The 24404-nt window shown below is 56.4% G+C and carries 25 protein-coding genes; 16 read left to right on the top strand and 9 right to left on the bottom strand.

Going from position 1 to position 24404, the window contains the following annotated elements; translation table 11 throughout:
- Nucleotides 1-74: 74 nt before the first annotated feature.
- The 7 genes from NAI64_RS01625 (at nucleotide 75) to NAI64_RS01595 (ending at nucleotide 8333) form a co-directional block, all read left to right on the top strand.
- Nucleotides 75-989, top strand: coding sequence for a porin (locus NAI64_RS01625; RefSeq protein ID WP_269297132.1), 915 nt, complete (start codon nucleotides 75-77; stop codon nucleotides 987-989).
- 55 nt (nucleotides 990-1044) lie between these two features.
- Nucleotides 1045-1284: an RNA-binding protein gene (locus tag NAI64_RS01620; RefSeq protein WP_269297130.1), complete on the top strand. Its 240-nt coding sequence runs from the start codon at nucleotides 1045-1047 to the stop codon at nucleotides 1282-1284.
- A 26-nt stretch (nucleotides 1285-1310) separates the two neighbouring features.
- Nucleotides 1311-1715, top strand: coding sequence for a pyridoxamine 5'-phosphate oxidase family protein (locus tag NAI64_RS01615; protein WP_269297128.1), 405 nt, complete (start codon nucleotides 1311-1313; stop codon nucleotides 1713-1715).
- 265 nt (nucleotides 1716-1980) lie between these two features.
- A complete protein-coding gene (locus NAI64_RS01610; RefSeq protein WP_269297126.1) occupies nucleotides 1981-3078 on the top strand; it encodes a porin in 1098 nt (365 codons plus the stop codon).
- A 241-nt stretch (nucleotides 3079-3319) separates the two neighbouring features.
- Nucleotides 3320-4375, top strand: a complete 1056-nt coding sequence (locus NAI64_RS01605; protein ID WP_269297124.1) for a porin — start codon at nucleotides 3320-3322, stop codon at nucleotides 4373-4375.
- Between the two features lie 298 nt (nucleotides 4376-4673).
- Nucleotides 4674-5789: a porin gene (locus NAI64_RS01600; protein WP_269297122.1), complete on the top strand. Its 1116-nt coding sequence runs from the start codon at nucleotides 4674-4676 to the stop codon at nucleotides 5787-5789.
- A 279-nt stretch (nucleotides 5790-6068) separates the two neighbouring features.
- Entirely contained in the window at nucleotides 6069-8333 is a 2265-nt protein-coding gene (locus NAI64_RS01595) for an arginine/lysine/ornithine decarboxylase (protein WP_269297120.1), read from the top strand.
- Between the two features lie 69 nt (nucleotides 8334-8402).
- On the opposite strand, the gene NAI64_RS01590 is transcribed toward NAI64_RS01595, so the two are convergent.
- The 4 genes from NAI64_RS01590 to NAI64_RS01575 form a co-directional block, all read right to left on the bottom strand.
- Nucleotides 8403-9167: a substrate-binding domain-containing protein gene (locus NAI64_RS01590; RefSeq protein ID WP_269297118.1), complete on the bottom strand. Its 765-nt coding sequence runs from the start codon at nucleotides 9165-9167 to the stop codon at nucleotides 8403-8405.
- A 125-nt stretch (nucleotides 9168-9292) separates the two neighbouring features.
- Entirely contained in the window at nucleotides 9293-9526 is a 234-nt protein-coding gene (locus tag NAI64_RS01585) for a hypothetical protein (RefSeq protein ID WP_269297116.1), read from the bottom strand.
- Between the two features lie 81 nt (nucleotides 9527-9607).
- On the bottom strand, nucleotides 9608-9901 hold the full coding sequence (locus NAI64_RS01580) for a hypothetical protein (protein WP_269297114.1): 294 nt from the start codon (nucleotides 9899-9901) through the stop codon (nucleotides 9608-9610).
- A gap of 89 nt (nucleotides 9902-9990) precedes the next feature.
- On the bottom strand, nucleotides 9991-10146 hold the full coding sequence (locus NAI64_RS01575) for a hypothetical protein (RefSeq protein ID WP_269297112.1): 156 nt from the start codon (nucleotides 10144-10146) through the stop codon (nucleotides 9991-9993).
- Nucleotides 10147-10449: 303 nt separating this feature from the next.
- Here NAI64_RS01575 and dapC point away from each other — a divergent pair, with 303 nt between their 5' ends.
- The 5 genes from dapC to NAI64_RS01550 all read left to right on the top strand — a co-directional run bounded on the left by dapC (nucleotide 10450) and on the right by NAI64_RS01550 (nucleotide 16635).
- Nucleotides 10450-11646, top strand: coding sequence for a succinyldiaminopimelate transaminase (dapC, locus tag NAI64_RS01570; RefSeq protein WP_269297110.1), 1197 nt, complete (start codon nucleotides 10450-10452; stop codon nucleotides 11644-11646).
- Between the two features lie 27 nt (nucleotides 11647-11673).
- Nucleotides 11674-12519: a 2,3,4,5-tetrahydropyridine-2,6-dicarboxylate N-succinyltransferase gene (gene dapD / locus NAI64_RS01565; RefSeq protein ID WP_269297109.1), complete on the top strand. Its 846-nt coding sequence runs from the start codon at nucleotides 11674-11676 to the stop codon at nucleotides 12517-12519.
- A 14-nt stretch (nucleotides 12520-12533) separates the two neighbouring features.
- Complete coding sequence (dapE, locus tag NAI64_RS01560) at nucleotides 12534-13661, top strand: succinyl-diaminopimelate desuccinylase (protein ID WP_269297108.1); 1128 nt, start codon at nucleotides 12534-12536, stop codon at nucleotides 13659-13661.
- A 104-nt stretch (nucleotides 13662-13765) separates the two neighbouring features.
- On the top strand, nucleotides 13766-14674 hold the full coding sequence (prmB, locus tag NAI64_RS01555; RefSeq protein ID WP_269297106.1) for a 50S ribosomal protein L3 N(5)-glutamine methyltransferase: 909 nt from the start codon (nucleotides 13766-13768) through the stop codon (nucleotides 14672-14674).
- A complete protein-coding gene (locus NAI64_RS01550; protein WP_269297104.1) occupies nucleotides 14671-16635 on the top strand; it encodes an ATP-binding cassette domain-containing protein in 1965 nt (654 codons plus the stop codon). Before prmB ends, NAI64_RS01550 begins: the two co-directional genes overlap by 4 nt.
- A gap of 128 nt (nucleotides 16636-16763) precedes the next feature.
- Here the strand turns inward: NAI64_RS01550 and NAI64_RS01545 are convergent, their stop codons facing one another.
- Nucleotides 16764-17033: a hypothetical protein gene (locus NAI64_RS01545; RefSeq protein ID WP_269297102.1), complete on the bottom strand. Its 270-nt coding sequence runs from the start codon at nucleotides 17031-17033 to the stop codon at nucleotides 16764-16766.
- 17 nt (nucleotides 17034-17050) lie between these two features.
- Nucleotides 17051-17485, bottom strand: a complete 435-nt coding sequence (rnhA, locus tag NAI64_RS01540) for a ribonuclease HI (protein ID WP_269297981.1) — start codon at nucleotides 17483-17485, stop codon at nucleotides 17051-17053.
- Nucleotides 17486-17569: 84 nt separating this feature from the next.
- Here rnhA and gloB point away from each other — a divergent pair, with 84 nt between their 5' ends.
- Nucleotides 17570-18367, top strand: coding sequence for a hydroxyacylglutathione hydrolase (gloB, locus tag NAI64_RS01535; protein WP_269297101.1), 798 nt, complete (start codon nucleotides 17570-17572; stop codon nucleotides 18365-18367).
- Here gloB and NAI64_RS01530 read toward each other — a convergent pair.
- On the bottom strand, nucleotides 18358-19617 hold the full coding sequence (locus tag NAI64_RS01530) for an MFS transporter (protein WP_269297099.1): 1260 nt from the start codon (nucleotides 19615-19617) through the stop codon (nucleotides 18358-18360). The genes gloB and NAI64_RS01530 overlap by 10 nt on opposite strands.
- Before the next feature lie 232 nt (nucleotides 19618-19849).
- On the opposite strand from NAI64_RS01530, the gene NAI64_RS01525 reads away from it, so the two are divergent.
- Nucleotides 19850-21592, top strand: coding sequence for a putative bifunctional diguanylate cyclase/phosphodiesterase (locus NAI64_RS01525; RefSeq protein ID WP_269297097.1), 1743 nt, complete (start codon nucleotides 19850-19852; stop codon nucleotides 21590-21592).
- Nucleotides 21593-21646: 54 nt separating this feature from the next.
- Here NAI64_RS01525 and NAI64_RS01520 read toward each other — a convergent pair whose 3' ends face one another.
- Nucleotides 21647-22099 carry a CBS domain-containing protein gene (locus NAI64_RS01520; RefSeq protein WP_269297095.1) on the bottom strand — a complete coding sequence of 151 codons (453 nt, stop codon included), beginning with the start codon at nucleotides 22097-22099 and terminating at the stop codon, nucleotides 21647-21649.
- A 329-nt stretch (nucleotides 22100-22428) separates the two neighbouring features.
- On the opposite strand from NAI64_RS01520, the gene NAI64_RS01515 reads away from it, so the two are divergent.
- Both NAI64_RS01515 and NAI64_RS01510 read left to right on the top strand, forming a co-directional pair.
- Complete coding sequence (locus NAI64_RS01515; protein WP_269297093.1) at nucleotides 22429-23280, top strand: class I SAM-dependent methyltransferase; 852 nt, start codon at nucleotides 22429-22431, stop codon at nucleotides 23278-23280.
- Nucleotides 23281-23504: 224 nt separating this feature from the next.
- On the top strand, nucleotides 23505-23882 hold the full coding sequence (locus NAI64_RS01510; RefSeq protein ID WP_269297091.1) for a DUF4870 family protein: 378 nt from the start codon (nucleotides 23505-23507) through the stop codon (nucleotides 23880-23882).
- 55 nt (nucleotides 23883-23937) lie between these two features.
- Here NAI64_RS01510 and NAI64_RS01505 read toward each other — a convergent pair whose 3' ends face one another.
- Nucleotides 23938-24402 carry a PaaI family thioesterase gene (locus NAI64_RS01505; protein ID WP_269297089.1) on the bottom strand — a complete coding sequence of 155 codons (465 nt, stop codon included), beginning with the start codon at nucleotides 24400-24402 and terminating at the stop codon, nucleotides 23938-23940.
- Nucleotides 24403-24404: the final 2 nt, after the last annotated feature.

The raw sequence follows: 24404 nt of genomic DNA, 5'->3' as shown, positions 1-24404 counted from the left end.
TGGATCATAAAGGAAGTGAGCATACGCCAGACCGCCCCTGTCCGGGCGGATTGCTGACAACTGGAGGATCTGCCATGAAAAAAACGCCCTTTTTCCATTCGGCCTCTTCCGCCCGTTTTCTTTCCGGAACGGCGGCGCCGGTTGCGTTTGTCTTGGCCGGCTGCATTTTCGGCACCTCCTGTATCGCCGGAACCCCGGTCTCTGACGATACGCCGTCTGCCACCACCGCACAAACCGGTCATTTTGCCGCATTCGACTGGCAAAACCGTACGCCTTTTATCGCAACCGCCGCACAAACCGTCCAGAAGGCACCGGTATCCGGCAAAACCGGCCGGAAAACGGCACATCGCAAGACAGCCCGTCAGGCCAGTCCTGCTGTCATACACGCCGCCATGCAGACATCCGGCACGACACAGGTCTCCCCCGGAATGTTCAGCGATGAGACCGTACCCGTACAGTCACTGAAAAACGACGCCTTGCCGGCCATCCGTATGAACACAACGGAAAATCCGGCGGATGCCGCAAGCTACGCCACGCCCATGCAAAAAGGCTACGCCGTCGGCCCGGCGCGCTTTTCGGTCAATTACGAAAAAGCCAATGACAAAAGCCGTGAACGCACCACAGAGCTTCTGAACGGCAAGGCGACATACGACATCGCAAACAGCGATCTCATCGAAACACCGGCGGAACGCGACAACCTGCATCTCGGCATGGAATACGATACCGGCAACGGTCGCGTCAATGCCGCCATGAATCTTGTCCGCATCAGGGATCCGAAAAGCGGCGCTCCATCCGGAAACGATGATGACTCGGCCGATTTGAGAACCTTCACTATCGGTTATACCTACGATGCATCGGATACCACCTCGTTTTACGGCATGGTGGCACATACCGATTACGACAGCGACGCCTTGCGCGGATACGGACGTGGCGATACCGAAAACGACAGCGTCACCGGTTTTCAGGTCGGTGTGACGCACCGTTTCTAGCCGGCCGTCGGCATGCCGACGGCATCCGCTCGCCAGATCATTGACCGCCCTTTCCATGACGGCCATGCCGGATCGTGCCGCTTCCATTCGCCTGCAATACGTGTTTTCCCGCTTGCCGCCTGTCCTGTCACCCCGTTTCTGTCGGCAAAAAGAAACGGGAAAGCCCTGCGTTCAGGGCTTTCAGGATATCGGCCTAGCCGCCGGTATCCTGACGGAGTACCATAAGGACAAGTGTGGCACCCGTATGGCGAACAAGCCCGGTCTGCCTCCGCAAGCGGCCGTGATGGCCTTGTGACCGAACTTTTCACAGGAGAACACCAAATGGAAATCGTCATCCGGTTCTTGCAGGAAAATCCCGTCCAGTTCCTCGCCACCATCGGTATGGACGGAAAACCCAGAGTACGGCCATTCAAGTTCCGCCTCGAATCCGACGACAGGCTCTGGTTTTGCACCAGCAACCGAAAAGATGTCTACAAGGAACTGATACACCATCCGTCTGTCGAACTGACGACCGCCTCCCCCGAAGAAGCATGGATCCGATTGAGCGGAGATGTCGTCTTCGAGAACAACATTTCCATCAAGCAGAAAATGCTCGATAACGACGAAAGTCTCCGCGAAGAATACCGCAGTGCCGACAATCCGGTTTTCGAAGTGTTTTATCTCGATCACGCAGTCGCCACCATCGCTGCCTTTTCCGGTTTGCCTCCCAAAAAGTTTTTCCTCTGAATTGAAAACGCATACCCGGTCATATCGCCTCCTGCACCTGCTGTTTTGTGCAGCGCTCCTGCACACACCATAACCGGCCCTTACACGGAAAAATTATGCAGACAACAGTAACATATTGATTTTCAATAAAAAATATATTGAAAAAAGCTGGCACGCAATATGCTTTATCACGAGCATGAGCAGTTGCCGGTAACAGTGTGTCTCATGTGAGTCCCCAAAATCCCGTCAACTGACCATTCAGGCATTATGTTTTCAGGAGACGATCATGAACAAAACACTTTGCTCGCTGGCAGTCATGACAACACTGTGCGGTATGGCACACGCCCAGTCGAATGTCACCCTATACGGTTTGCTCGATACCGGACTGGTCAAGGAAACCGGCTCTGATCTCAATATGTCGCAATGGAACAGCAGCCGTATCGGCTTTAAAGGAACCGAAGATCTCGGTAACGGCTACCAGGCGACCTTCCAGCTCGAAAAACGCTATTTCGTCAACAACGGCACCATCAACGGAACCGAATGGGAAGGTGCATCCAATGTCGGTTTGTCTGGTCCCTTCGGTTCCGTCCGGCTTGGGCGCGTCAATGAACTGGAAACCGAAAGTTTCCGCCGACTTGACCCATTCAACGAAGAAGGCATCGCCAGTATGTTGTTAAGCACCCTGCACTTCAACCGGATCAGCAACACCATCCGTTACGACTCTCCGGTTTACCGGAATTTTTCCGTCAATGCCAGCTATACACTCGGTACCAATACCGACCGTGACTCACGGGACAGCTACGGCAACCTGCTCAAGACCAACGGTGCGGACAACGACGGATTCGCCGTCAGTCTCAATTACGACAACGGTCCGATACTATTGCTTGCCAACTTCAGCCGCCTGTCCGATTCCGACAACTCCTTCATCTGGAGTCTGGGCGGCCAATACCGGTTCGGCCCCTTCAAGACCTCGCTGGGCTACGAACAGACACGCGACAACGGCTGGAAACCCCATGCCACCGGCTCATCCTACGCCAACAAATACGAAGGTGTCCGTTCACGTCAAGACAACTACATCCTGTCAGGCGAATATGCAACCGGCCCACACAAAGTCGCAGCCGCTTTCAACTACATGAAGATCCGGGACATACGTCGTGAAAGCGGCAGTTCGGACGACAGCCTGTTTCTGGGCAACTATGATTCCGGCGATGCCCGCAAATACAGCATCGGTTATTTTTACAGCCTCTCCAAACGGACCACCCTGTATGGACAACTGGCATATACCGACTTCGAGGACAAAACCCTGGCACGCTTTTTCCGTGGCGAAACCTTCAGCGGCGACAGCGTCACCGGCATATCCCTCGGTATCAACCATCTTTTCTGACGCATAAACAGTGCGGGTTCTCCGTAACCCGCGCTCCTGTGCGTTTTCATTCCCCCCATCGCTCCGCCAACGGCATGCGGTTTACCGGCAACATTTCCCCCCACTTTGCGTTTGCCGGAACAAAAAAACAGCATCGACGGCCATCCTGTCATGATGCCGTCACAGAAAACCGTTGAGATAGGCACAGGCGCAAAAAACGCCTGAAAACACAACAATCACTCATGATTATCTGGAGCGAACAATGAAAAAAACATGGCTTGCCCTCTCGCTGGCAACGGTTTTCACTGGCACTGCCTGTGCGCAGAGCAACGTCACCATCTACGGGGTGCTCGATACCGGCTATATCAAGGAAACCGGTTCCGATTTGCAAATGGGCGAATGGAACGACAGCCGGATCGGTTTCAAGGGAACCGAAGATCTCGGCGGCGGTTACAAAGCGACATTCCAGCTGGAACAACGGCTTGATCTGTGGGATGGCAAAGGCAGCGATCCTGAATGGGAAGGCGCCTCCAACCTCGGGTTGTCCGGTCCGTTCGGTCGTGTCCGCTTCGGCCGCATGAACGAAATCGAAACGGAAAGTTTCCGGCGGCTCGACCCGTTCAACCAGGAAGGCGTCGGCAGTATGATGAAAGGTACGCAACGTACCAGCCGTATCGGCAATGTCGCCCGTTACGATTCGCCGAGCCTTTCGGGTTTCCGCGTTTCGCTGGGCTACTATCTCGGCCAGAACACCCAGCATGTCGATGACGACGTTACCCGCAACCGTGCAGACAACGACGGCTACGCCATCGGTCTGAACTATGACAACGGCCCGCTGTTGCTGCTGGCGAACTACAGCCGTCTGTCCGACTCAAACGATTCCTGGGTCTGGAGTCTGGGCGGATCTTACCGCTTCGGTCCCGTCAAGATCGGTCTGGGCTATGAAAGAACCGAAGACAAGGGCTGGAAAATGGGCGAAGCCAGCAACAAGCTCGACGCCTCGGAATCCAGACAGGACAACTGGATTCTCTCCGGTGACTACCAGAGTGGCCCGCACCGCATCGGCGCTTCGCTGAACTGGATGAAAGTCAGGGACGTCAGGAACTCCGGTCTGGCTTACTGGGACAATCATGACTCAGGCGATGTCAAGAAATACAGTGTCGGTTATTTTTACAGTCTGTCCAAACGTACCACCCTGTACGGCCAGCTGGCCTATTCCGATTTCGAGGATGAGGCCGTCGCACAGTTCTTCCGCGGAAGAAGTTTCGAAGAAGACGGCGTAACCGGTGTCCAGATCGGTATCAACCACAAATTCTGACCGGCCATCACGGCATGAACGGCGCCGAAAACCTGTTTTTTCCGGACATCGTCCACCGCAGCGGATATGGCACGGACGACAGGCAAAGCCCGTTCATCTCCCCATGCGTCCTTGCCGCCATGATACCGATACACGGCAGCGACGCATAAAAACAACATCCCTTCCCGCAAATATTCTCCAGTTGGTATTTTCTCAAACCGGCACATCCCTTGATTGACGATCATGACAGACAAAAAGTGATATACGCTGTAATCGCCCCATGCACTGCCGCCCGACTTTCACACCATCCGGAGAAACCATGAAAAAAACCTCACTTGCATTGCTTCTGGCCGCCCTGTCGGCCACGACATCCGCCATGGCACAATCGCACCTGACCATTTACGGCGTCGTCGATACCGGTATTGCCAGACAGACCGGCAAAGATACCTACATGACGCACAATTACGAAAGCAGTCTCGGCTTTATGGGTACGGAAGATCTTGGCGGAGGCTACAAAGCCATGTTCCAGCTGGAACACCGGCTCAATCTCAACGACGGAACGGTCTATGGCGGCAACCCTGACGTCGACTGGTACGGCGGCGCCAACGTCGGCATCGGCACCCCATTCGGAACATTCCGTATCGGTCGTGTGGACGAATTGCCGACAGAAACCCTGCGTACCTTCGACCCGTTCAACCAGGACAGTATCGCCAGCATGACCCTGTCCACCCAGCGTTCATCACAGATCGACAATACGCTGCGCTACGACAGTCCCAACCTGTCCGGATTCCAGATCGGTGCGACATACAGTCTGGGCAAAAACACAAAAGGCAACGATAACAGTGCCTTTGCGCTGGCAGGCGCCGACAACGACGGCTATGCCGGTTCCGTTCTGTACGACAACGGTGTCGTCGCCCTGCTCGGCAACTGGAGCCGGCTGGCCGATTCCAACCGATCTTTCGTCTGGAATCTGGGCGGCGCCTATACCTGGGGCGACCTCAGAATTTCGCTGGCCTATGAAAAAACGCACGACAGGGGCTGGTACAACGCCGAACGCTCGCTTTCCGAAAACAGCGGTGTGGCGGAATCCACGCTCATCAACGGCGTGGCCTCCAAAATGGACAACTGGATTCTCGGCCTGAACTACAAGGTCGGCCCCGGCACGTTCAAGGCCGCCTTCAACTACGTCAAGGTCAAGGACGTACACGGCATGAGTGCGGCCGACGGCGGTGCCTACTGGGACAGCAACAGTTCGGCAGACCTGAAAAAATATGCACTCGGTTACACCTACGATCTTTCCAAACGGACTTCGCTTTACGGTATGGTGGCCTATACCGACTATGAAAACGGCGCCATTTCCGCTTTCTTCAACGGCAGCGGCTACGATGAAGAACACGTCACCGGCATCCAGCTTGGCATGACACACACTTTCTGATTTCATTCGCCGGATGGTTCGCCGTCCCTTGCGGCATGCCATCCGGCAAAAACATCCACCCCGCATCGCCGTTTGCGACGCGAAAAATTCCCGCCAGGTCACCGAACTGTTGTTTTACGGTTTCATAATGCCTGCCGAAAGCCGATCGGAAATGCAAAACAGCGCAGATCACGTATAATTCCGGTCACAATTTCCGGCATGTCCGAATATTCTGAAAACCGTGTCATAACAACAGGATAGCAGCTGCCTTTTCCCTACCGTACACACTTGGAGATCGCGATGAAATTTCGCTTTCCTATCGTCATCATCGACGAAGACTACCGTTCCGAAAATTCTTCCGGACTGGGTATCCGTGCCCTTGCCAAGGCCATGGAAGACGAAGGCATGGAAGTGCTGGGTGTCACCAGTTATGGCGACCTGTCGCAATTCGCGCAACAACAGTCGCGTGCATCGGCATTCGTGCTTTCCATCGACGACGAGGAATTCGGCAGCGGCACCCGTGAGGAAATCGACCAGGCGCTCAAACCCTTGCGTTCTTTCGTCACCGAAATCCGCAGCAAAAACGCCGACATTCCGATTTACCTGTACGGCGAAACCCGCACATCCCGACATATTCCGAACGATCTGCTGCGCGAACTGCACGGCTTCATCCACATGTTCGAGGACACGCCGGAATTCGTCGCACGACACATCATCCGAGAAGCGAAAACCTACCTTGACGGACTGGCTCCGCCATTCTTCCGCGCCCTGATGCACTACGCGCAAGACGGTTCCTACTCCTGGCACTGCCCCGGACACTCCGGCGGTGTGGCTTTTCTGAAATCGCCGATCGGCCAGATGTTCCACCAGTTTTTCGGTGAAAACATGCTGCGTGCCGACGTCTGCAATGCCGTCGAGGAACTGGGCCAGCTGCTGGACCATACCGGCCCCGTCGCGCAAAGCGAACGCAATGCCGCCCGCATTTTCAACGCCGACCATTGCTACTTCGTCACGAACGGCACGTCCACGTCCAACAAGATCGTCTGGCATTCCACCATCGCCAGCGGCGACATCGTCGTCGTGGACCGAAACTGCCACAAATCGATTCTGCATGCCATCATCATGACCGGCGCCATTCCGGTTTTCCTGATGCCGACACGCAACCATTACGGCATCATCGGCCCGATTCCGAAAGACGAATTCAGACCGGAAAACATCAAAAAGAAAATCGAGGCCAACCCGTTCGCACGCGATGCCGTCAACAAGAAACCGCGTATCCTCACGATCACGCAATCGACCTACGACGGCATCATCTATAACGTCGAAACGATCAAGACCATGCTCGACGGGGAAATCGACACCCTGCATTTCGATGAAGCCTGGCTGCCGCACGCCGCGTTCCACGATTTCTATCGCGACATGCACGCCATCGGGCCATATACTCCGCGTGCACGCAAATCCGTGATCTTCTCGACCCAGTCCACGCACAAACTGCTGGCCGGTCTGTCGCAGGCGTCCCAGATTCTCGTCAAGGAATCCGAAGAGGTCAAACTCGACCAGAACATCTTCAACGAATCCTTTTTGATGCACACGTCCACTTCGCCGCAATACGCGATCATCGCATCCTGCGATGTGGCGGCCGCCATGATGGAACCGCCGGGCGGAACCGCACTGGTCGAGGAATCCATCCTCGAGGCGCTGGACTTCCGACGCGCCATGAAAAAGATCGAAAAGGAATGGGGCAAAGACTGGTGGTTCGAAGTCTGGGGACCGGAAGATTTCGCCGAGAACGGCATCGGCCAGCGCGAAGACTGGATCCTCAAGGCCGAGGACAACTGGCACGGCTTCGGCGACATCGCGCCGGGATTCAACATGCTCGACCCGATCAAGGCCACCGTCATCACGCCCGGACTGTCTCTGGCGGGTGAATTCGAGGCGACCGGCATCCCCGCTTCCATCGTCAAGATGTATCTGGCGGAAAACGGCATCATCGTCGAAAAATGCGGCCTGTACAGCTTCTTCATCATGTTCACCATCGGCATCACCAAGGGCCGCTGGAACACACTGGTCACCGCGCTCCAGCAATTCAAGGACGACTACGACAAGAACCAGCCGATCTGGCGTATCCTGCCGGAATTTTCCGCTGCACATCCGCGTTACGAACAATTCGGCCTGCGCGATCTCTGCCAGAAAATCCACGATTTCTACCGTGAAAACGACGTGGCCCACCTGACCACCGACATGTATCTGTCGAACATGGTACCGGCCATGAAACCGTCGGACGCCTACGCCAAGATGGCGCACCGCGAAATCGAACGGGTACCGATCGACGAACTCGAAGGCCGTGTCACCGCCATCCTGCTCACCCCCTATCCGCCGGGTATTCCGCTGCTGATTCCGGGTGAACGGTTCAACCGGACGATCGTCGATTATCTGAAATTCGCACGCGATTTCAACGACCGCTTCCCGGGTTTCGAAACCGACGTTCACGGACTGATCCGCCAGCAAAACAGCAACGGCAAATGGGAATATTTCGTCGATTGCGTCAAAAAGGAATGTGTCTGACCTGAAAACGGCAACCGAACAAAAAAGACGGGGTTTCCCCGTCTTTTTTTTGCGACCGTCACACCTGTCTTACCGCCGGTTCGTTGCGGCATTCTCCATCCAGCCGTATTTTTCGAAAATCGCGCGGCCCTCTTCCGATGTGATGAAACGGTAAAAACCTGCCGCAGCGTCGTTTTTCTGTCCTTCGCGCGTCAACGCGATATCCATCGGCCGATAGACGCGATATTCCGGTTCCACCGGTACGATCTCACCGTCACCGGGATTACTGATTCCCCAGATATTGAATACCAGCCAGGCATCGAAACTGCGGTCATCCAGCCATGTCTGTCTGGCGGCTCCGGTATTGGGCGCGAAAAAACCGATATTTTCACGAACGGCCCTGACCGTGGCGATATTGCCCAGACGTCCCGCAATATCTTCCCACATACCGACCTGACCGGCTCCGTGTGTCACCAGAATCTTCACCTTCTTGCCGGCCAGATCCGCCAGACCCTGAATATTCCGTGGATTGCCCTGACGCACCAGAATGGCCGCCGGACGCAGATAAACCGGCATCACCGTTTCCGGCACGATCTGTTCACCGAACAACTTGCAGAAATCCGACATCATGGCCTCGGAACCGGAATAAATCATATCCGCATTCTGTCTTGCGCCGTTTTCCCATTTCGGCGTCGGCCCGGCCTGAACGACTACCTGCACACCGTTCTTCTTTCCGTATTCCGCAGCGGCGGCCTTCATGGCCGGCGCCGGACCACCCGGACCATAAACATGCACAACCGGTGCCGCCATCGCACCGGTAACGAAAAACAATAAAGCGAAAGCCCATTTCTTCATAAACCCTCCGTCATAAAAACGCTTCAGGAATTTTGTTTTATTTTACGAAAAGTCAATGAATCCTGCACACGAGCAAACATCTTGTGCGGAAGACACACCTGTCGTGATGTCGCTGAAAACGTCGCTTATCTGACAACGGATTTCCGGATACGCCGTCCCGTATAACGGCTGCCGCGTTCGGTCACCGGCAACGGCATGCTGATCGCACGACTGCGGTTGATGAAACGGTTGGCGCCCCCCGGCATATCATGTGTGGGCTGATCGCTCGACGGGTCGCGGAACAACACCATCGCCACCATGCATGCCGGCAAACTGCCCAGCAACATGAACTGGTGGATTTTATGAGAGATAACATGCATATGATCGAATCCTTCCGTAAAACATCCATCACATCCGGCCCTGCATCGTCTTGTGGACAACGCCAGGCCAAGTCGCGCCGATTATATACCGGATTTCACAGACGCGTTTGCGGCCGATACGCTTGCCTTGTGCCGGTGCATGATCTTCTTGCCCGTTTTTTCGCCGGGATGCAAACCACCGTCGTCGAATATGCCTGCATGTTTCAGCACCAGCGGTTCCAGGGGGCTTTCACTTGCCGTATCGCCCGGCATGCGCAAATACGCCAGAAATTCATGCACCGGAACACGGTAAAGCGCAACAGCAGCCAGACAGGCCGGAATACTCGCCGCCAGCACGGCCCGTCGCACCAACCGGTTTTTCATCGCATCATCCATTTCCGTTCCTTTCATTCTTGCAGACGGCCCTGACGGGCCGCCATCCCGCACGATTGTGATGCCGCGTCATACAACCGTATTGAAAAAAATCACACGATCCGTTCACGCACTACCGCAAGATGTCCCGCCGGCTTTTGCCGTTGTCCGCCAAACACGGAACCGATCCGGATCGCCTGATTCCGGCTGCACGATGCGACCGGTGCGACGGCATTGCGGATTTTCTTGCGGTTGATTTTCACATCCATCCCTGTTTCCTTTCATGGCTGTCTTTGACCTGTCCGGAAAACCGTTTTCCGGATACCCGTCCTGCTGTTTCATATTAGGCAAACGGCATGACCGGCCTGTGACAAAACAGCGCAACAGCCTACCCGTTTCCCTGATGTTTCATTCCTGCACCGTTTTCGTGCCATACTGCATCGTATTGGCACGGATTATGCATGCATTCGGTGTATCGACCGGAAACAACCGCTTGCCATCGATTCCGAAAAAGCGATTATCATTTCCGGCAGGAAACTTATGATTTCAGGCACTATCCGCGAGACCGACTTATGAATCCGTTACTCGACCGACTGCAATCCTATCCATTCGAAAAACTGCGCAAACTGTTTTCCGGTGTAACGCCCGATCCGGCATACAACCCTATCAATCTGGGCATCGGCGAACCGCGGCATCCCGCACCGGCCTTCATCCGGCAGACGCTGGCCGACCATCCCGAAGGACTTTCGCGCTATCCGGCGACCGTCGGCACGCTCGCACTCCGTGAAACGATCGCACGCTGGCTGGCAAACCGCTACGGCATCGCCGCACCCGACCCGGCCACCATCCTGCCGACACTGGGCTCGCGCGAAGCCCTGTTCGCACTGGCGCAAACCGTACTCGATCCGTCAGAACATGGCATCGTGGTCTGCCCCAATCCGTTTTACCAGATCTACGAAGGCGCGGCCCTGCTCGGCGGCGCGACACCGTATTTCGTCAATGCCGATCCGGCGATGAACTTCGCCTGCGACTACGACAGCGTACCGGAACATATCTGGGCGAAAACGAAACTGCTGTACACCTGTTCGCCCGCCAACCCGACTGGCGCCGTCATGACCCTGGCGCAATGGAAAAAACTCTTCGAACTGTCCGACCGTTACGGATTCGTGATCGCATCCGACGAATGCTATTCGGAAATCTATTTCGACACCCCGCCGCTGGGCGGACTGGAAGCGGCGCACCGGCTTGGACGCGACGGCTATCCCCGCCTGATCATGCTCTCGTCGCTGTCCAAACGCTCCAATGTTCCCGGCCTGCGCTCCGGCTTCGTCGCCGGCGACGCGAGCATCATCCGGAAATTTCTGCTGTATCGCACCTACCACGGTACCGCCATGAGTGAAACGGTACAGGCCGCCTCGATCGCAGCATGGAACGACGAAGCACACGTCATCGAAAACCGTGAAAAATACACTGCAAAATTCCGGCAGGCCCTGCCCGTGCTGCAATCGGCACTGAACGTTTCGATGCCGGACGCCAGTTTCTATCTCTGGGCGGAAGTCCATGAAAAAACAGGCCTTTCCGACACGGAATTCGCCCGCCGCCTCTACGAAAGCCGCCATGTCACCGTCTTGCCGGGCAGTTATCTCGCACGCGAAGCCCATGGCGAAAATCCGGGAAGAAACCGCATCCGTATCGCGCTGGTCGCCGAACCCGCCGAATGTCTGGAAGGCATACAGCGTATCGCCGCTTTCGTCCGGACACTGCCCTGACCGCATACCAACAAAAGAGGAACCATCATGACACAACAGGAACAGCTCAAACAGATCATCGAAGACGCATGGGAAAACCGCGACAGTTTCACCGCGACCGATGCCTCCCCCATTCTCCGTGCAGCCATCGCCGAAGTCATCCGGCAACTGGACTGCGGTCTTTTACGCGTGGCCGAAAAGAAAAACGGCGAATGGGTCGTCAACCAGTGGACCAAAAAAGCCGTCCTGCTTTCTTTCCGCCTTCAGGAAAATTTCGCCATGCCGGTCGGCTCCGACGGCTCGCCCGCCCTGCATTTTTATGACAAGGTCAGCAGCAAGTTCGCCAACTACACGCAGGAAGACTTCGCCCGAGGCGGATTCCGTGTCGTACCGCCCGCCGTCGCCCGTCTGGGCAGCTATATCGGCAAAAACGTCGTCATGATGCCGTCTTTCGTCAATATCGGCGCCTATGTCGATGAAGGTACGATGATCGACACCTGGGCGACCGTCGGCTCCTGCGCACAAATCGGCAAACACGTCCATCTCTCCGGCGGTGTGGGCATCGGCGGCGTACTCGAACCGATGCAAGCCAATCCGACCATCATCGAGGACAACTGCTTCATCGGCGCGCGCTCCGAAATCGTCGAAGGTGTCATCGTCGAGGAAAACAGCGTCATTTCCATGGGCGTGTACATCGGCCAGTCCACCCGCATCTACGATCGCGAAAACGACCGCATCCTCTACGGGCGTGTCCCGTCCGGCTCCGTCGTCGTACCCGGCAATCTGCCCGACCCCAGCGGCAAATACAGTTTATACTGTGCTGTCATCGTCAAGCGTGTGGATGCACAGACACGCGCCAAAACGGCGATCAACGACCTTTTACGCGACAACTGACAAGAGATGCCACGATGAACGCCACTTTCGACCTCGCCTGTTCCCTGATCGCACAAGCGTCCGTCACGCCGGACGACAAGGATTGCCAGCGCCTCATCCGCTCCGTACTGACTCCGCTGGGATTTGCATGCGAAACGATTGTCAGCGGCAACGTCACCAACCTCTGGGCTCGCCATGGCGATGCCGCTCCGCTGATCGTTTTCGCAGGCCATACCGATGTCGTACCGCCGGGACCGCTCGATAAATGGACATCCGATCCCTTCACGCCGACAGTCCGTGACGGCCGTCTGTACGGACGAGGCGCCGCCGACATGAAAACATCGGTCGCCGCCATGGTGATCGCCGCACGGGACTTCATCACGTCCCATCCCGATTATGCCGGTTCCATCGGTTTCATCATCACCAGCGATGAGGAAGGCATCGCCGTGGACGGTACCGATGCGGTCGTCAAAATACTGGAACAACGCGGCATCCGTCCGGATTACTGCATCGTCGGCGAACCGAGTTCCCTGAAAAAAATGGGCGACACGATCAAGAATGGCCGACGCGGTTCGCTGTGCGGACAACTGACCGTCTTCGGCAAGCAGGGACATATCGCCTACCCCAAACGCGCTGCCAACCCCATCCATCTGGCCGCACCCGCGCTGGCCGAACTCGCCGCCGAAGTCTGGGACAACGGCAACGAATACTATGAACCGACCACCTGGCAAATGTCGAACATCCATGCGGGAACCGGTGCGAACAACGTCATCCCGGGCGAGCTGTTCGTCGAATTCAACTTCCGTTTCTGCACCGCCAGCACGGTCGAAAGCCTGAAAAAACGGGTACACGCCATTCTGGACAAATACGGATTCCGTTACCGGCTAGACTGGAACTATTCCGGTGTACCGTTCCTGACGCCACGTGGCTCCCTGTGCGACGCACTTGCCGAAGCGATCACAGCCGAAACCGGTCTGACGCCGGAACTCTCCACATCCGGTGGCACATCCGACGGCCGTTTCATCGCCCGTATCTGTCCGCAAGTCGTCGAATTCGGTCCCGTGACGGAAAGCATCCACCAGATCGACGAAAACGTCCTCGTCGCCGACATCGAACCGCTGACGGCCATTTACCGGCGTACACTGGAGAAACTCTTCCTGTAAAATACCGGTTTGACCTTCGCGTGCCGGTACGCGATACAGACAATCAGACCGATACATGGCGAACCCGGCCCCTGCCGGGTTCGCTTTCATCAATGGACGAGGCCATGAACACACAGCAAACCACCCCGTTTTCCACCGTGCGCGACCTGTTGCGCTATGCCGTCACCCGCTTCACGCGCGAAAAACTCTTTTTCGGACACGGCAGCGAAAACGCTTTCGATGAGGCAGCCTACCTGATTCTGCATACCCTCTCGCTGCCCATCGACCGTCTGGAACCCTTTCTGGACGCACGCCTGCTGCCCGAAGAAATCGCCTCCGTCATGGACATCATCGAACGACGTGTCACCGACCGCATTCCGGCCGCCTATCTGACCGGTGAAGCCTGGTTGCAGGGCTATTCGTTCCATGTCGAACGCGGCGTCATCATCCCGCGCTCTTTTCTGGCGGAACTGATCGTCGAACAGTTCGCCCCATGGGTTCCCGATCCCGACGGCATCACGGACATTCTGGAGCTGTGTACCGGTTCAGGCTGTCTGGCGATCATGCTGGCCGACCAGTTCCCCAACGCCACCGTCGATGCCGTGGAACTTTCCCCGGCGGCACTGGGCGTCGCCCAGATGAATATCGACCGTTACGGGATGAGGGACCGCATCCAGCTCCACCATGCCGACCTTTACGACGGCATTCCCGACAAGCGTTATCAGCTGATCGTGACCAACCCGCCATACGTGAACCAGTCCTCGATGGAAAACCTGCCGCCTGAATATTTGCATGAACCGCAAATGGCGCTGGCAGGCGGCTTCGACGGTATGGATATCGTCCGCCGTATCGTCCGTACCGCCGGCGAACGCCTGACCGACGACGGACTGCTGATCGTGGAAATCGGCAACGAAGCCGAACACGCCATCGCCGCCTTTCCGGAACTGGAACTGACCTGGCTGTCCACTTCCGGCGGCGACGACCGTGTCTTTTTGCTGACCGCCGAACAACTCAAAAACCTGAAAACAGCATGATCCGGTTTTCGCAGTTTTCCCTGATGCGCGGCACGAAGCCGCTGTTCGACAAGGCGGACGCCACCGTCAATCCGGGCGAGAAAGTCGGCCTCGTCGGTCCCAACGGCGCCGGTAAAACCAGTCTGTTTTCCCTGCTGCTGGGTGAGCTGCATCCCGACGGCGGCGACATCGACTTTCCGGCAGGCTGGCGCGTATCCCATGTCGCACAGGAAACGCCAGCGCTGGACAGACCCGCCATCGAATACGCCATGGACGGCGACACCCACCTGCGCGCATTGCAGGCCGAACTGGCGGAACTCGAAGCTTCCCCGCAGACCGCCGCATCCGGCATGCGTATCGCCGAACTGCATACGGCGCTGGCCGACGCAGGGGCCTATACCGTGCGTTCACGCGCCGAACAGCTTTTGCTCGGACTTGGCTTTTCCATGGAAGACATGCAGCACAGCGTGGCGACCTTTTCCGGCGGCTGGCGCATGCGTCTGAATCTGGCACAAGCACTGATGTGCCCGTCCGATCTGCTGTTGCTGGATGAACCGACGAACCACCTCGATCTGGATGCCATCTTGTGGCTTGAAGACTGGCTCAAACGTTACAGTGGCACCCTGATCGTCATTTCCCACGACAGGGATTTTCTGGACGGCATCGCCAACGTCATCCTGCATATCGACGACGGCAAGCTCAGACGCTATGCGGGCAATTATTCCGCCTTCGAACGCCAGCGAGCCGAACAGGTCACCGTCATGCAAAGCATGATCGAAAAACAGGCGCGCCGCCGTGCCCATCTCGAAGCGTATATCAACCGCTTCCGATACAAGGCCACCAAGGCACGACAGGCACAAAGCCGCCTGAAGGCGCTGGAAAAAATGGAAGCCCTTGCACCGCTGCGTGTGGCGACCGGATTTTCCTTCGATTTTCCCGAACCGGAATCCTCGCCGAACCCGCTTCTGGTCATGGACGACGTCACCGCCGGTTATACACAACAAAACGAACTTGGCGATACGATCGGAACGACACCCATCGTTTCCGTCGCCCGTTTTGCGTTGCAAACCGGCGAACGTATCGGCCTTCTGGGCGTCAACGGCGCGGGCAAATCGACCTTCATCAAGACCGTCGCCGGCGAACTGCCGCCGCTATCGGGCGTTTTCACCACGGGAAAAGGCCTGAAAATCGGATACTTCGCCCAGCATCAGGTGGAAATGTTGCGTAACGACGAATCGCCGTTGTGGCACCTCTCGAAAATCGCGCCGGATACCCGTGAACAGGAATTGCGCAATTTTCTGGGCGGTTTCCATTTTCAGGGCGACATGGCCACCAGCCCGGTCGCCCCTTTTTCGGGCGGCGAAAAAGCGCGGCTGGCGCTGGCGCTGATCGTCTGGCAGCGCCCCAACCTCTTGCTGTTGGACGAACCGACGAACCATCTCGATCTGGACATGCGCGAAGCGCTGACCGAAGCGCTGGCGCAATATGAAGGTACCCTGCTGTTAGTCTCGCACGACCGGCACCTGTTGCGCGCCACCACCGACCGGTTCTATATTGTGGCGGACCATCGCCTGCGCGAATTCGACGGCGATCTGGACGATTACCGGAACTGGTTGTTCACCACACGGCTGGCGAAAGCGGAAACGGACGGCGAAACCCTTGCCGCCCCCAAAACGAACAAACCGTCTATCGACCGCAAGGAACAAAAAAGGCAGGAAGCCGAAGAACGGCAACGGCTTTCCGCACTGAAAAAACCGCTGGAAAAACGGATCGCATGGCTGGAAAATGAAATCGCCAGGTTGAACGAACAGAAAGCGGCGATCGACAACCGGCTCGCCGATACGGGGCTTTACGAACCTGCACAGCGCGAGACCCTGAAAAAAACACTGGCCGATCAGGCTGCCTGTTCCAGACAGCTTTCCGCCCTTGAAGAAGAATGGCTGGAAAAACAGGACGAACTGGAAAAAGTGCTGTCATCCTGACCCTGCCGGATCACGCATCGGCAATTTTCCGCACCGGAATTCATGCACCTTGACGGTGCAATGCACCCTGACGGTGCACATTCGTGCATCATGCCGGTTCACCGGCCGGCAAGCCACACGATGGCATATCACTTGCCTGCCTTGGCCGTTCCCGCCTTGACCGGTTCACGCTTGACGATGGCGACCGCGCCCGAAACATCGCGCACGATGATGTACTGTTCCTTGCCATCCGGGCCGGTCAGCAAATACAAATTGCCGTAACGATAGGCATCGTCGTCCTTGTTGATCTTCTCGATCCGGAAGCCGTACACTTCCGGCGACATCGTCGCCGCCGTCGCCAGACCGGAAAAGCCGGCAAACGCCAGTGCGGCAACCATCCATCCTGCCTTTTTCAACATGATTTCCCCCTTTTCGCTCACAACACCGAATCGACCCCCTTGTTGGCGAGCCTGTCGGCGCGTTCATTGCCCTCATGACCGGCATGCCCCTTGACCCAGCGCCACTGGATATCATGACGGCGCGTGGCTTCATCGAGTTCCTGCCACAAATCGGCGTTTTTCACCGGCTTTTTGTCTGCCGTCCGCCAGCCCCGTGCTTTCCAGCCGACGATCCACTCGCTGATCCCTTTCTGGACATACTGACTGTCGGTATGCAGGATCACACGGCAGGGTCGCCTGAGCGCACGCAATGCCGTAATGACCGCCGTCAGTTCCATGCGATTGTTCGTGGTATTCAATTCCCCGCCGAAAAGTTCCTTTTCATGCGGACCGGACACCATCCAGACGCCCCAGCCTCCCGGCCCCGGATTGCCGCGGCACGCGCCATCGGTATAAATCTCGACTTCCGTCATTTTTTCGCTGTTCATCGGCCAATCCCAAACACTTGCGCAAAACTCTGGTTATAATGAATTTTTTGTTCAGGGAGATACGATACCATGTCATCTGTGACCGCCTCCGGCATTGCCGTCAGTCCGATTCCGGCCTTCCGGGACAACTACATCTGGATGATCGCCAGCCAAACCCATGCCGTCGTGATCGACCCCGGCGAGGCGGCTCCCGTTCTCGACACACTGCGAAAACGCTCCCTGCAACTGTCCGCCATTTTACTGACACATCGGCATGAAGACCACACCGCCGGTGTGGACGATCTGCTGGCGAAATACCCCGTTCCCGTTTACGGTCCGAAAAACGACGGCATCGCATCCGTCACCGTACCGTTGCAGGAAGGCGATACCGTCACGTTGCCCGATCTGGGCGACCTGTCGCTGGCGGTACTTGACGTTCCGGGACATACGCGCGGCCATATCGCCTATTATGCAGCCGCTGAAAAATGGCTGTTTTGCGGTGACATGCTTTTCGGTGCCGGTTGCGGACGGATGTTCGAAGGCACACCGGACCAAATGCTCGCCTCACTGTCCAAACTGGCGGCGCTTCCTGAAGACACCGCCGTTTTCGCCGGCCACGAATACACCCTTTCCAACCTCAAATTCGCCCGTGAAATCGAGCCGGACAATACCGCCATCGACGCGCGCGCCCGCGACGATCAGGCGCTGCTGAATCGCCGGCAACCGACCTTGCCCTCGACTATCGGCATCGAAAAGGCAACCAATCCTTTCCTGCGTGCCGACCGTGCAAACGTCATGGCCCGTCTCAAGGCACTGGGTCGTCTGCAAAACGAAACGCCTGTCGATGCGTTCGCCGCAATGCGCGAATGGAAAAACACCTATTCCTGAACATCATCTTCCGTCTTTTTGCCGGTCAGTCCCGATGCCTGTGCTTCGGGACCGACCAGCCTGCCGCCGAGGCACGTCCCTGCATACAGCGCCAGCACAAACAGCATGACGGCAGCTGAGCTCCATAACAGGCCATACCCGCCTTGCGTCAGACACCAGCCACCCGCGACCGTTCCGGCACCGCCTCCGCCGAACAATCCCAGTCCAACAAGAGCGGATGGCAATCCCTTGTTGTCTTCGGCGACATAAAAAGCCTGCGTCGCCAGTGTGGATTGCAGGAAAATATAGCCGGTTCCCATCAGCAACGCGGCCGACACACCGATCCATATCGACGGACAACATGCCAGAAGTACCGCTGCCACGCCAGCCAGTACGGCTCCCGCCATCAACAGGCCATGCGGCGGCACACGTAACGAAAGCCATCCAAGCATCCAGCCGGCAGCCAGTGACGCGATCCCGAACCCCATGACGACCAGCCCCACGACGGGATATGAGGCATGTGCCTGATCGTGCAGACAGCTTCCCAGATAACTGTACGCTCCGAGCAAGAGAAATCCCGTCGCGAACGCCATCGGAAAAACGTAACGTCCCCGTTCCGAGCACATCATGCCGACCGCTTCCTGCAAGAACGGCCTTCCTGCCGGTTTCCTTTTTCCGGACGGCAATTTCCGGTAACACCACAGGGTCGCCAATGCGACTCCGATCAGGCAGACGAACATCATGCGCCAGTCAAGCCAATCCGCCAGAAAACCGCCGATACCGGCAGAAAAACCCTGTCCCAGAAAAACCATCCCCATGAACATGCCGACGCCTTGCGGTCTTCTGGACGGTGCGGTCTCATCACCGATCATCGCCAGCGAAACCGCAATGATTCCGGCCGCGAAAAAACCGGCCACAAAACGGCAAACCATCAGCCAGCCCAATGCTGGCGCCAGGACACAACCGGCCGTGGCCAGCGTCAACCCTGCCAGAATACATCTGAGAACGGATGCCTTGCCGAACCGGTCTGCAAGATGCCCGTACACTGGCTGCATGACGCCATAAGGTACCAGATAAGCCGTCAGCACACCGGCAGCCGTCGCGATACCGGTACCGAAATCGGCCGCCACAGCCGGCAACAGGGCCGATACCACCCAGTTATCGGCTGCCGAGACGAACCCGGCCATTCCCAAAACGAGGATCAGCCCTACCGGCAATCCTGAATCGCCTTGCATTGCCCTTCCTGTTTCACCGTTGTCCTTTCTCTGCATGCATCCCCCTGTCAGCACGGAATCAGGCCCGTTGTTTGCGTACCTGTTCCGTCATTCACACGATAATCCCGTGATATCCGGCTGGCAATGCCGTCATGCATTTTTGACAATCCTTGATACAGATGAAAACCATGCTTCCAGACGACCTGTACACTGTCTGCATCCGTCAATCCCGAATACACACGACGATACCTCGTACACATACCGGCAACCTTTCATCCGCAAAATACCCATGTCCCATTACACGACCACAACCGATACGCCAACGCATCATGCCGCGGCAAACCCGCACTGTCATACCATACGCGAAGCGTCCTGCCGCTTACTGCTGGATGAGCTGCCAGTCGGCGTCCTGCAAATCGGCGACGATGAAACCATCCGTTTCGCCAATGCCCGTTTCGCCGGCATGCTGGGCTATACGCCAGCCGCCTTCCCTGCCTCGCTGCACGAGCTGATCCATCCGGACACGCATTTCCACAGCCGGCACACCTGGAAAGATCTCTGGCATACCATGCGCAAGTTCGAGGTTCCCATCCGTTTCCGTTGCAAAAACGGTCATTACATTGCGACCGACAATCTCGTCCAGCTTATGCTCGATGAAAACGGCCAACCGGATTTCGCACTTCTGGTATCGCGCCCGGCACCGTCCGACTGCAAACAGGAATCCATCATGCATCTGTCCCTGTCGGATCCGCTCACGTCCCTGCCGACACGCAACTATCTCGACAGTTTTCTGCCCGAAGCAATCGCACGTTCACGAAAAAACGGCAAAATGCTTGCCCTGCTCGAACTCAACATCAACCGTTTCCGTATCGTCAACGAAAGCCTCGGTTACGATGCAGGCGACGCCCTGTTGCGCCAAATCGCACGCCGGCTGGTTCATGCCGTTCATGAAGGCGATACCGTCATCCGTGCCGGCGGAGACGAATTCATTGTCGTACTCGAAAATATCGGCACACCTGCCGATACGGCAGCCATCGCTTCCCGCCTGATGCAAACCGTCACCGAACCCATGACGCTGGCAGGACATGCGTTTTCCGTAACGGTTTCCATCGGCGCGAGCCTCTGCCCGCGCGACGCCTCCGACAGCCGAACTCTCTTGCGTTACGCCGACATCGCGCTGGCCGAAGCCCGCAAAAAACCTACCGGCAATATCCGTTTTTTCCATCCCGGCATGCACATCGCGCCCCCCGTCAAACTGAAACTGGAATCGGAATTGCGCCGCGCACTGGAAAAAAACGAATTCGTCCTGTTTTACCAGCCCAGACTGTCGCTGAAAACCGGAGAAATCGCCGGTCTGGAAGCACTCATCCGGTGGCGACATCCCGAAAAAGGTTTGCTCTCGCCCGATACCTTCATTCCGTTCGCGGAAGAAATCGGACTGATCGGCAAAATCGGCCATATCGTGCGCCACAATCTGACCCGCCAGCTGGCCCAATGGCGCAACCGTCCCGGCATGGTATGGCCTGTCGCCGTCAATGTCTCCACTTGCGAGCTTTGTACCGGCCGTCTGCCGGAATCGCTTAAAAACATGCTGAAGGAAACTGGACTGCGGCCCGGTATGCTGGAACTGGAAATCACGGAAAGCTGCCTGATCGAAAACATGCATGCAGTCCGCACCAGCCTCGCTAGCATCCGGAAAATGGGCATCACCATTTCCATCGACGATTTCGGAAGCGGCTATTCGTCCCTGCGCTACCTTTCTTCCCTGCCGATCGATCTGCTGAAAATCGACGCGTCATTCATCGACGGCCTGACTGAAAGCGACGGCATGCAATCCATCGTGAAATCGACCATCGGCATGGCGCACTCCCTGAACATGGCCGTCATCGCCGAAGGTGTATCGACACGCGAGCAGCTCGATATCCTCAAGGCATGGGAATGCGACCAGATACAGGGCTATCTGTGCAGCCCGCCGCTGCCCCCCGAAAAACTGGAAATTTTCCTGCAAAACCACCATTCCGTCCTGTCGTAACGGCAAAAAAGAAGGCTGCACATGTGCAGCCTTCCGTCATGACAAAACCACCCGTCAACGCCGGCGCGCGACCTTTTCGCGCGTCTGCTGGCGTGTCGTCACATCGGCCAGTTCGCTGATTTCCTTGGACAGGAATTTCCAGATATCGTCGACGCTGACGATACCGACCAGTCCGCCCATCTTGTCCACGATGGGAATACGGCGAACACCCTTGAAGCGCATCCGTTCGACCGTCTCGAACACATCTTCCGTCTCGACAGCCGTCATCAGTTCGACTTTCATGATATCGATGACCTTGATGCTTTTCGGATCCAGTCCTTCCGCCAGCACCACGACGACGATATCACGATCCGTTACGATACCCTGCGGCACCATCATGCCGTTGATTTCCTCGATCACGATCAGTGTTCCGACATGGTTTCGCCGCATCAGCTGCGCCGCTTCCAGCACAGTCGTATTCGAGCTGCATGTCACGACGTTGTTCGAACAAATATGTCCAATCTGCATCTTCTTTCTCCTTTTTTCTGTCAAAGACAAGAACCAAACGGCAGCGAATTTACGGCAATCCGACTGAACCTTTCGATGACAGGATACCTTATAAATGTCCGGTGGCAAAAAATAATTTGCCGTCAATCCGGCATGCGTCAAGAACCACAGCGGCAAACTGTTTTTTTATGCACGATTATTGCAAAAGACAATGGTTTTCATCGGCATGAACCAGTACAATGAATCTGTTTCAGGGGGTCGCCCCGGTCTTTTTCCAGCCCTTTTTACCGTCCATCATTTTCACCCGAGACAGGTTTTTTCCGAAATCGTGGCCTTGCGGCAGAACCGGCATGAAAAAATCCCGTACCAAAATGAAAATCCAGACCATGCACGACTGGCTGATGACGCCGGTAGGGCAATATATCCTCAACTGGGAAGAAACCCTGTTCCAGACGCTTTCTGCCGACATTTTCGGATTCAATGCCCTGCAAATCGGTTTTTCCGAAATCAATGCCCTGAAAGAAAACCGGATGGTCAACCGCTGGTACACCAATCCGTTCATGCCTGAGTCCGAAGTGAAACAAATGATCGAAACAGGCCATACGGCCGAAACAAACGGTCATTCGGTGCCCATCTCGCTGGTACACGATATCGACGAACTGCCTTTTGCGACCGAATCGATCGACCTGATCGTTTTGCCGCACGCCTTTGAATTCGCACAGTCCCCCCACCAGATCCTGCGCGAGGTCAACCGGGTGCTGATTCCTGAGGGACAAGTCATCATCAGCGGATTCAACCCGACCAGTCTCTGGGGGATCCGCCAGCGTTTCAGCCGCTTTTCCGGCAACCATTTCCTGCCCGAATACGCCGAATTTCTCAGTCTGTCGCGTCTGAAAGACTGGCTCAAGCTCCTGAACTTCGAAATCAGCCGCGGCTATTTCGGATGTTACCGCCCACCCTGCCTCACCCGTCGCTGGCTCAGACGCTTTGCTTTCATGGAAAAAACAGGAAACCGCTGGTGGCCCTACCTCGGTGCGGTCTATCTCATCGGCGCCATCAAACGGGTACAAGGCATGCACCTGATCGGCCCTGCTTTCCGCAAAAATCCGGGACGTCTTTTCCAGACCGTCACGGCCAACCAGAAAACCGGCGAAAAACAGCCCACCGCATCCACATGCGGTATCGCAAACGAAACCCCCTGACCGTATTCCGGCCATCTCCAGGTTCGATACGCATCCAAAACGATGCCATGCCGAACGATCCCTGCAAAATGCATACCGATCGCACTTTTTTTGCGTCGTCTCAAGGGAAAAAACCGCTGGTGACATAACGTCGATACCAGGGCGAAATACATCGCATGCCCAAACCGGACGGCATGCCATCATCCGCCTTGTCCCACCCGACTGACAAAATAGAAAGGAACAAGATGATACCGGACACACTGACAGCGGATACCCGTAACATTCACACCCTGCAAACTACCGCATGGTGGCTGTATCTCTTCCATGCCGTCTGCTTTCTGCTGACGCTGGGCATACTCTCTTTCGTCCCCCTTGTCCTGAACTATCTGGCACGACCGAAAGCGGCGCATACCTTCGTCTATTCCCACCATACCTGGCAAATCCGGTCATTCTGGTGGTATTTCGTATGGGGTTGCATCGGCTCCGTTCTGTACATCACATTCATCGGTATCCCCGGCGCCCTGATCGTCTGGATACTGGCCTGGGGATGGTATGCATACCGCCTGATTGCCGGTTTCACAACGCTCGACAAACACCTTCCCATGCCATTTCCGGATCACTAACCGATACAAAAAAGGCATGTCGTGCGACATGCCTTTTCTTTGTCCCGCCACCGGCTCACGACATCTTTTTATCCGCGGAATCGACCTGAAGATGCTTCGAGGACGTCATTTTCAGACGACGTGCGATATCGTTGCGACGAAATACCTTGAAAGTCCCCATCGACTTGGCGATCAGCGCATCGCCGTTCCATATCTCGCCCTCGCAATAATACATGGTCGTCGAACGGTGCAGCACTCGTCCACGGGCGATGATATGCTGGCTGATCTTGCCACCCGGCTGGAAAAAACTCGTCTTCATTTCCACCGTGGCCGCCGACGTCAGTTCCGGAACCAGCGAACGGGCAGCGCGCGCCATGCAGGCATCCAGAAGCGTCATGATGATGCCGCCATGCATCACCTGCCAGCTGTTCATATGCTCTTCACGCAAACGGATGCCGACTTCCGCCGTTCCGTTTTCCATGCTGAGCAATTCCAGTCCCAGATCTTTGAGATACGGATTGTCACTGATCTGCTGTGCCATGT

It is taken from the genome of Oxalobacter paeniformigenes (genome assembly GCF_027158465.1).
GTDB classification, from domain to species: Bacteria; Pseudomonadota; Gammaproteobacteria; order Burkholderiales; family Burkholderiaceae_D; genus Oxalobacter; species Oxalobacter paeniformigenes.
The sequence above is the reverse complement of the archived record's forward strand: the minus strand, read 5'-3'. Positions and strand labels throughout refer to the sequence as shown.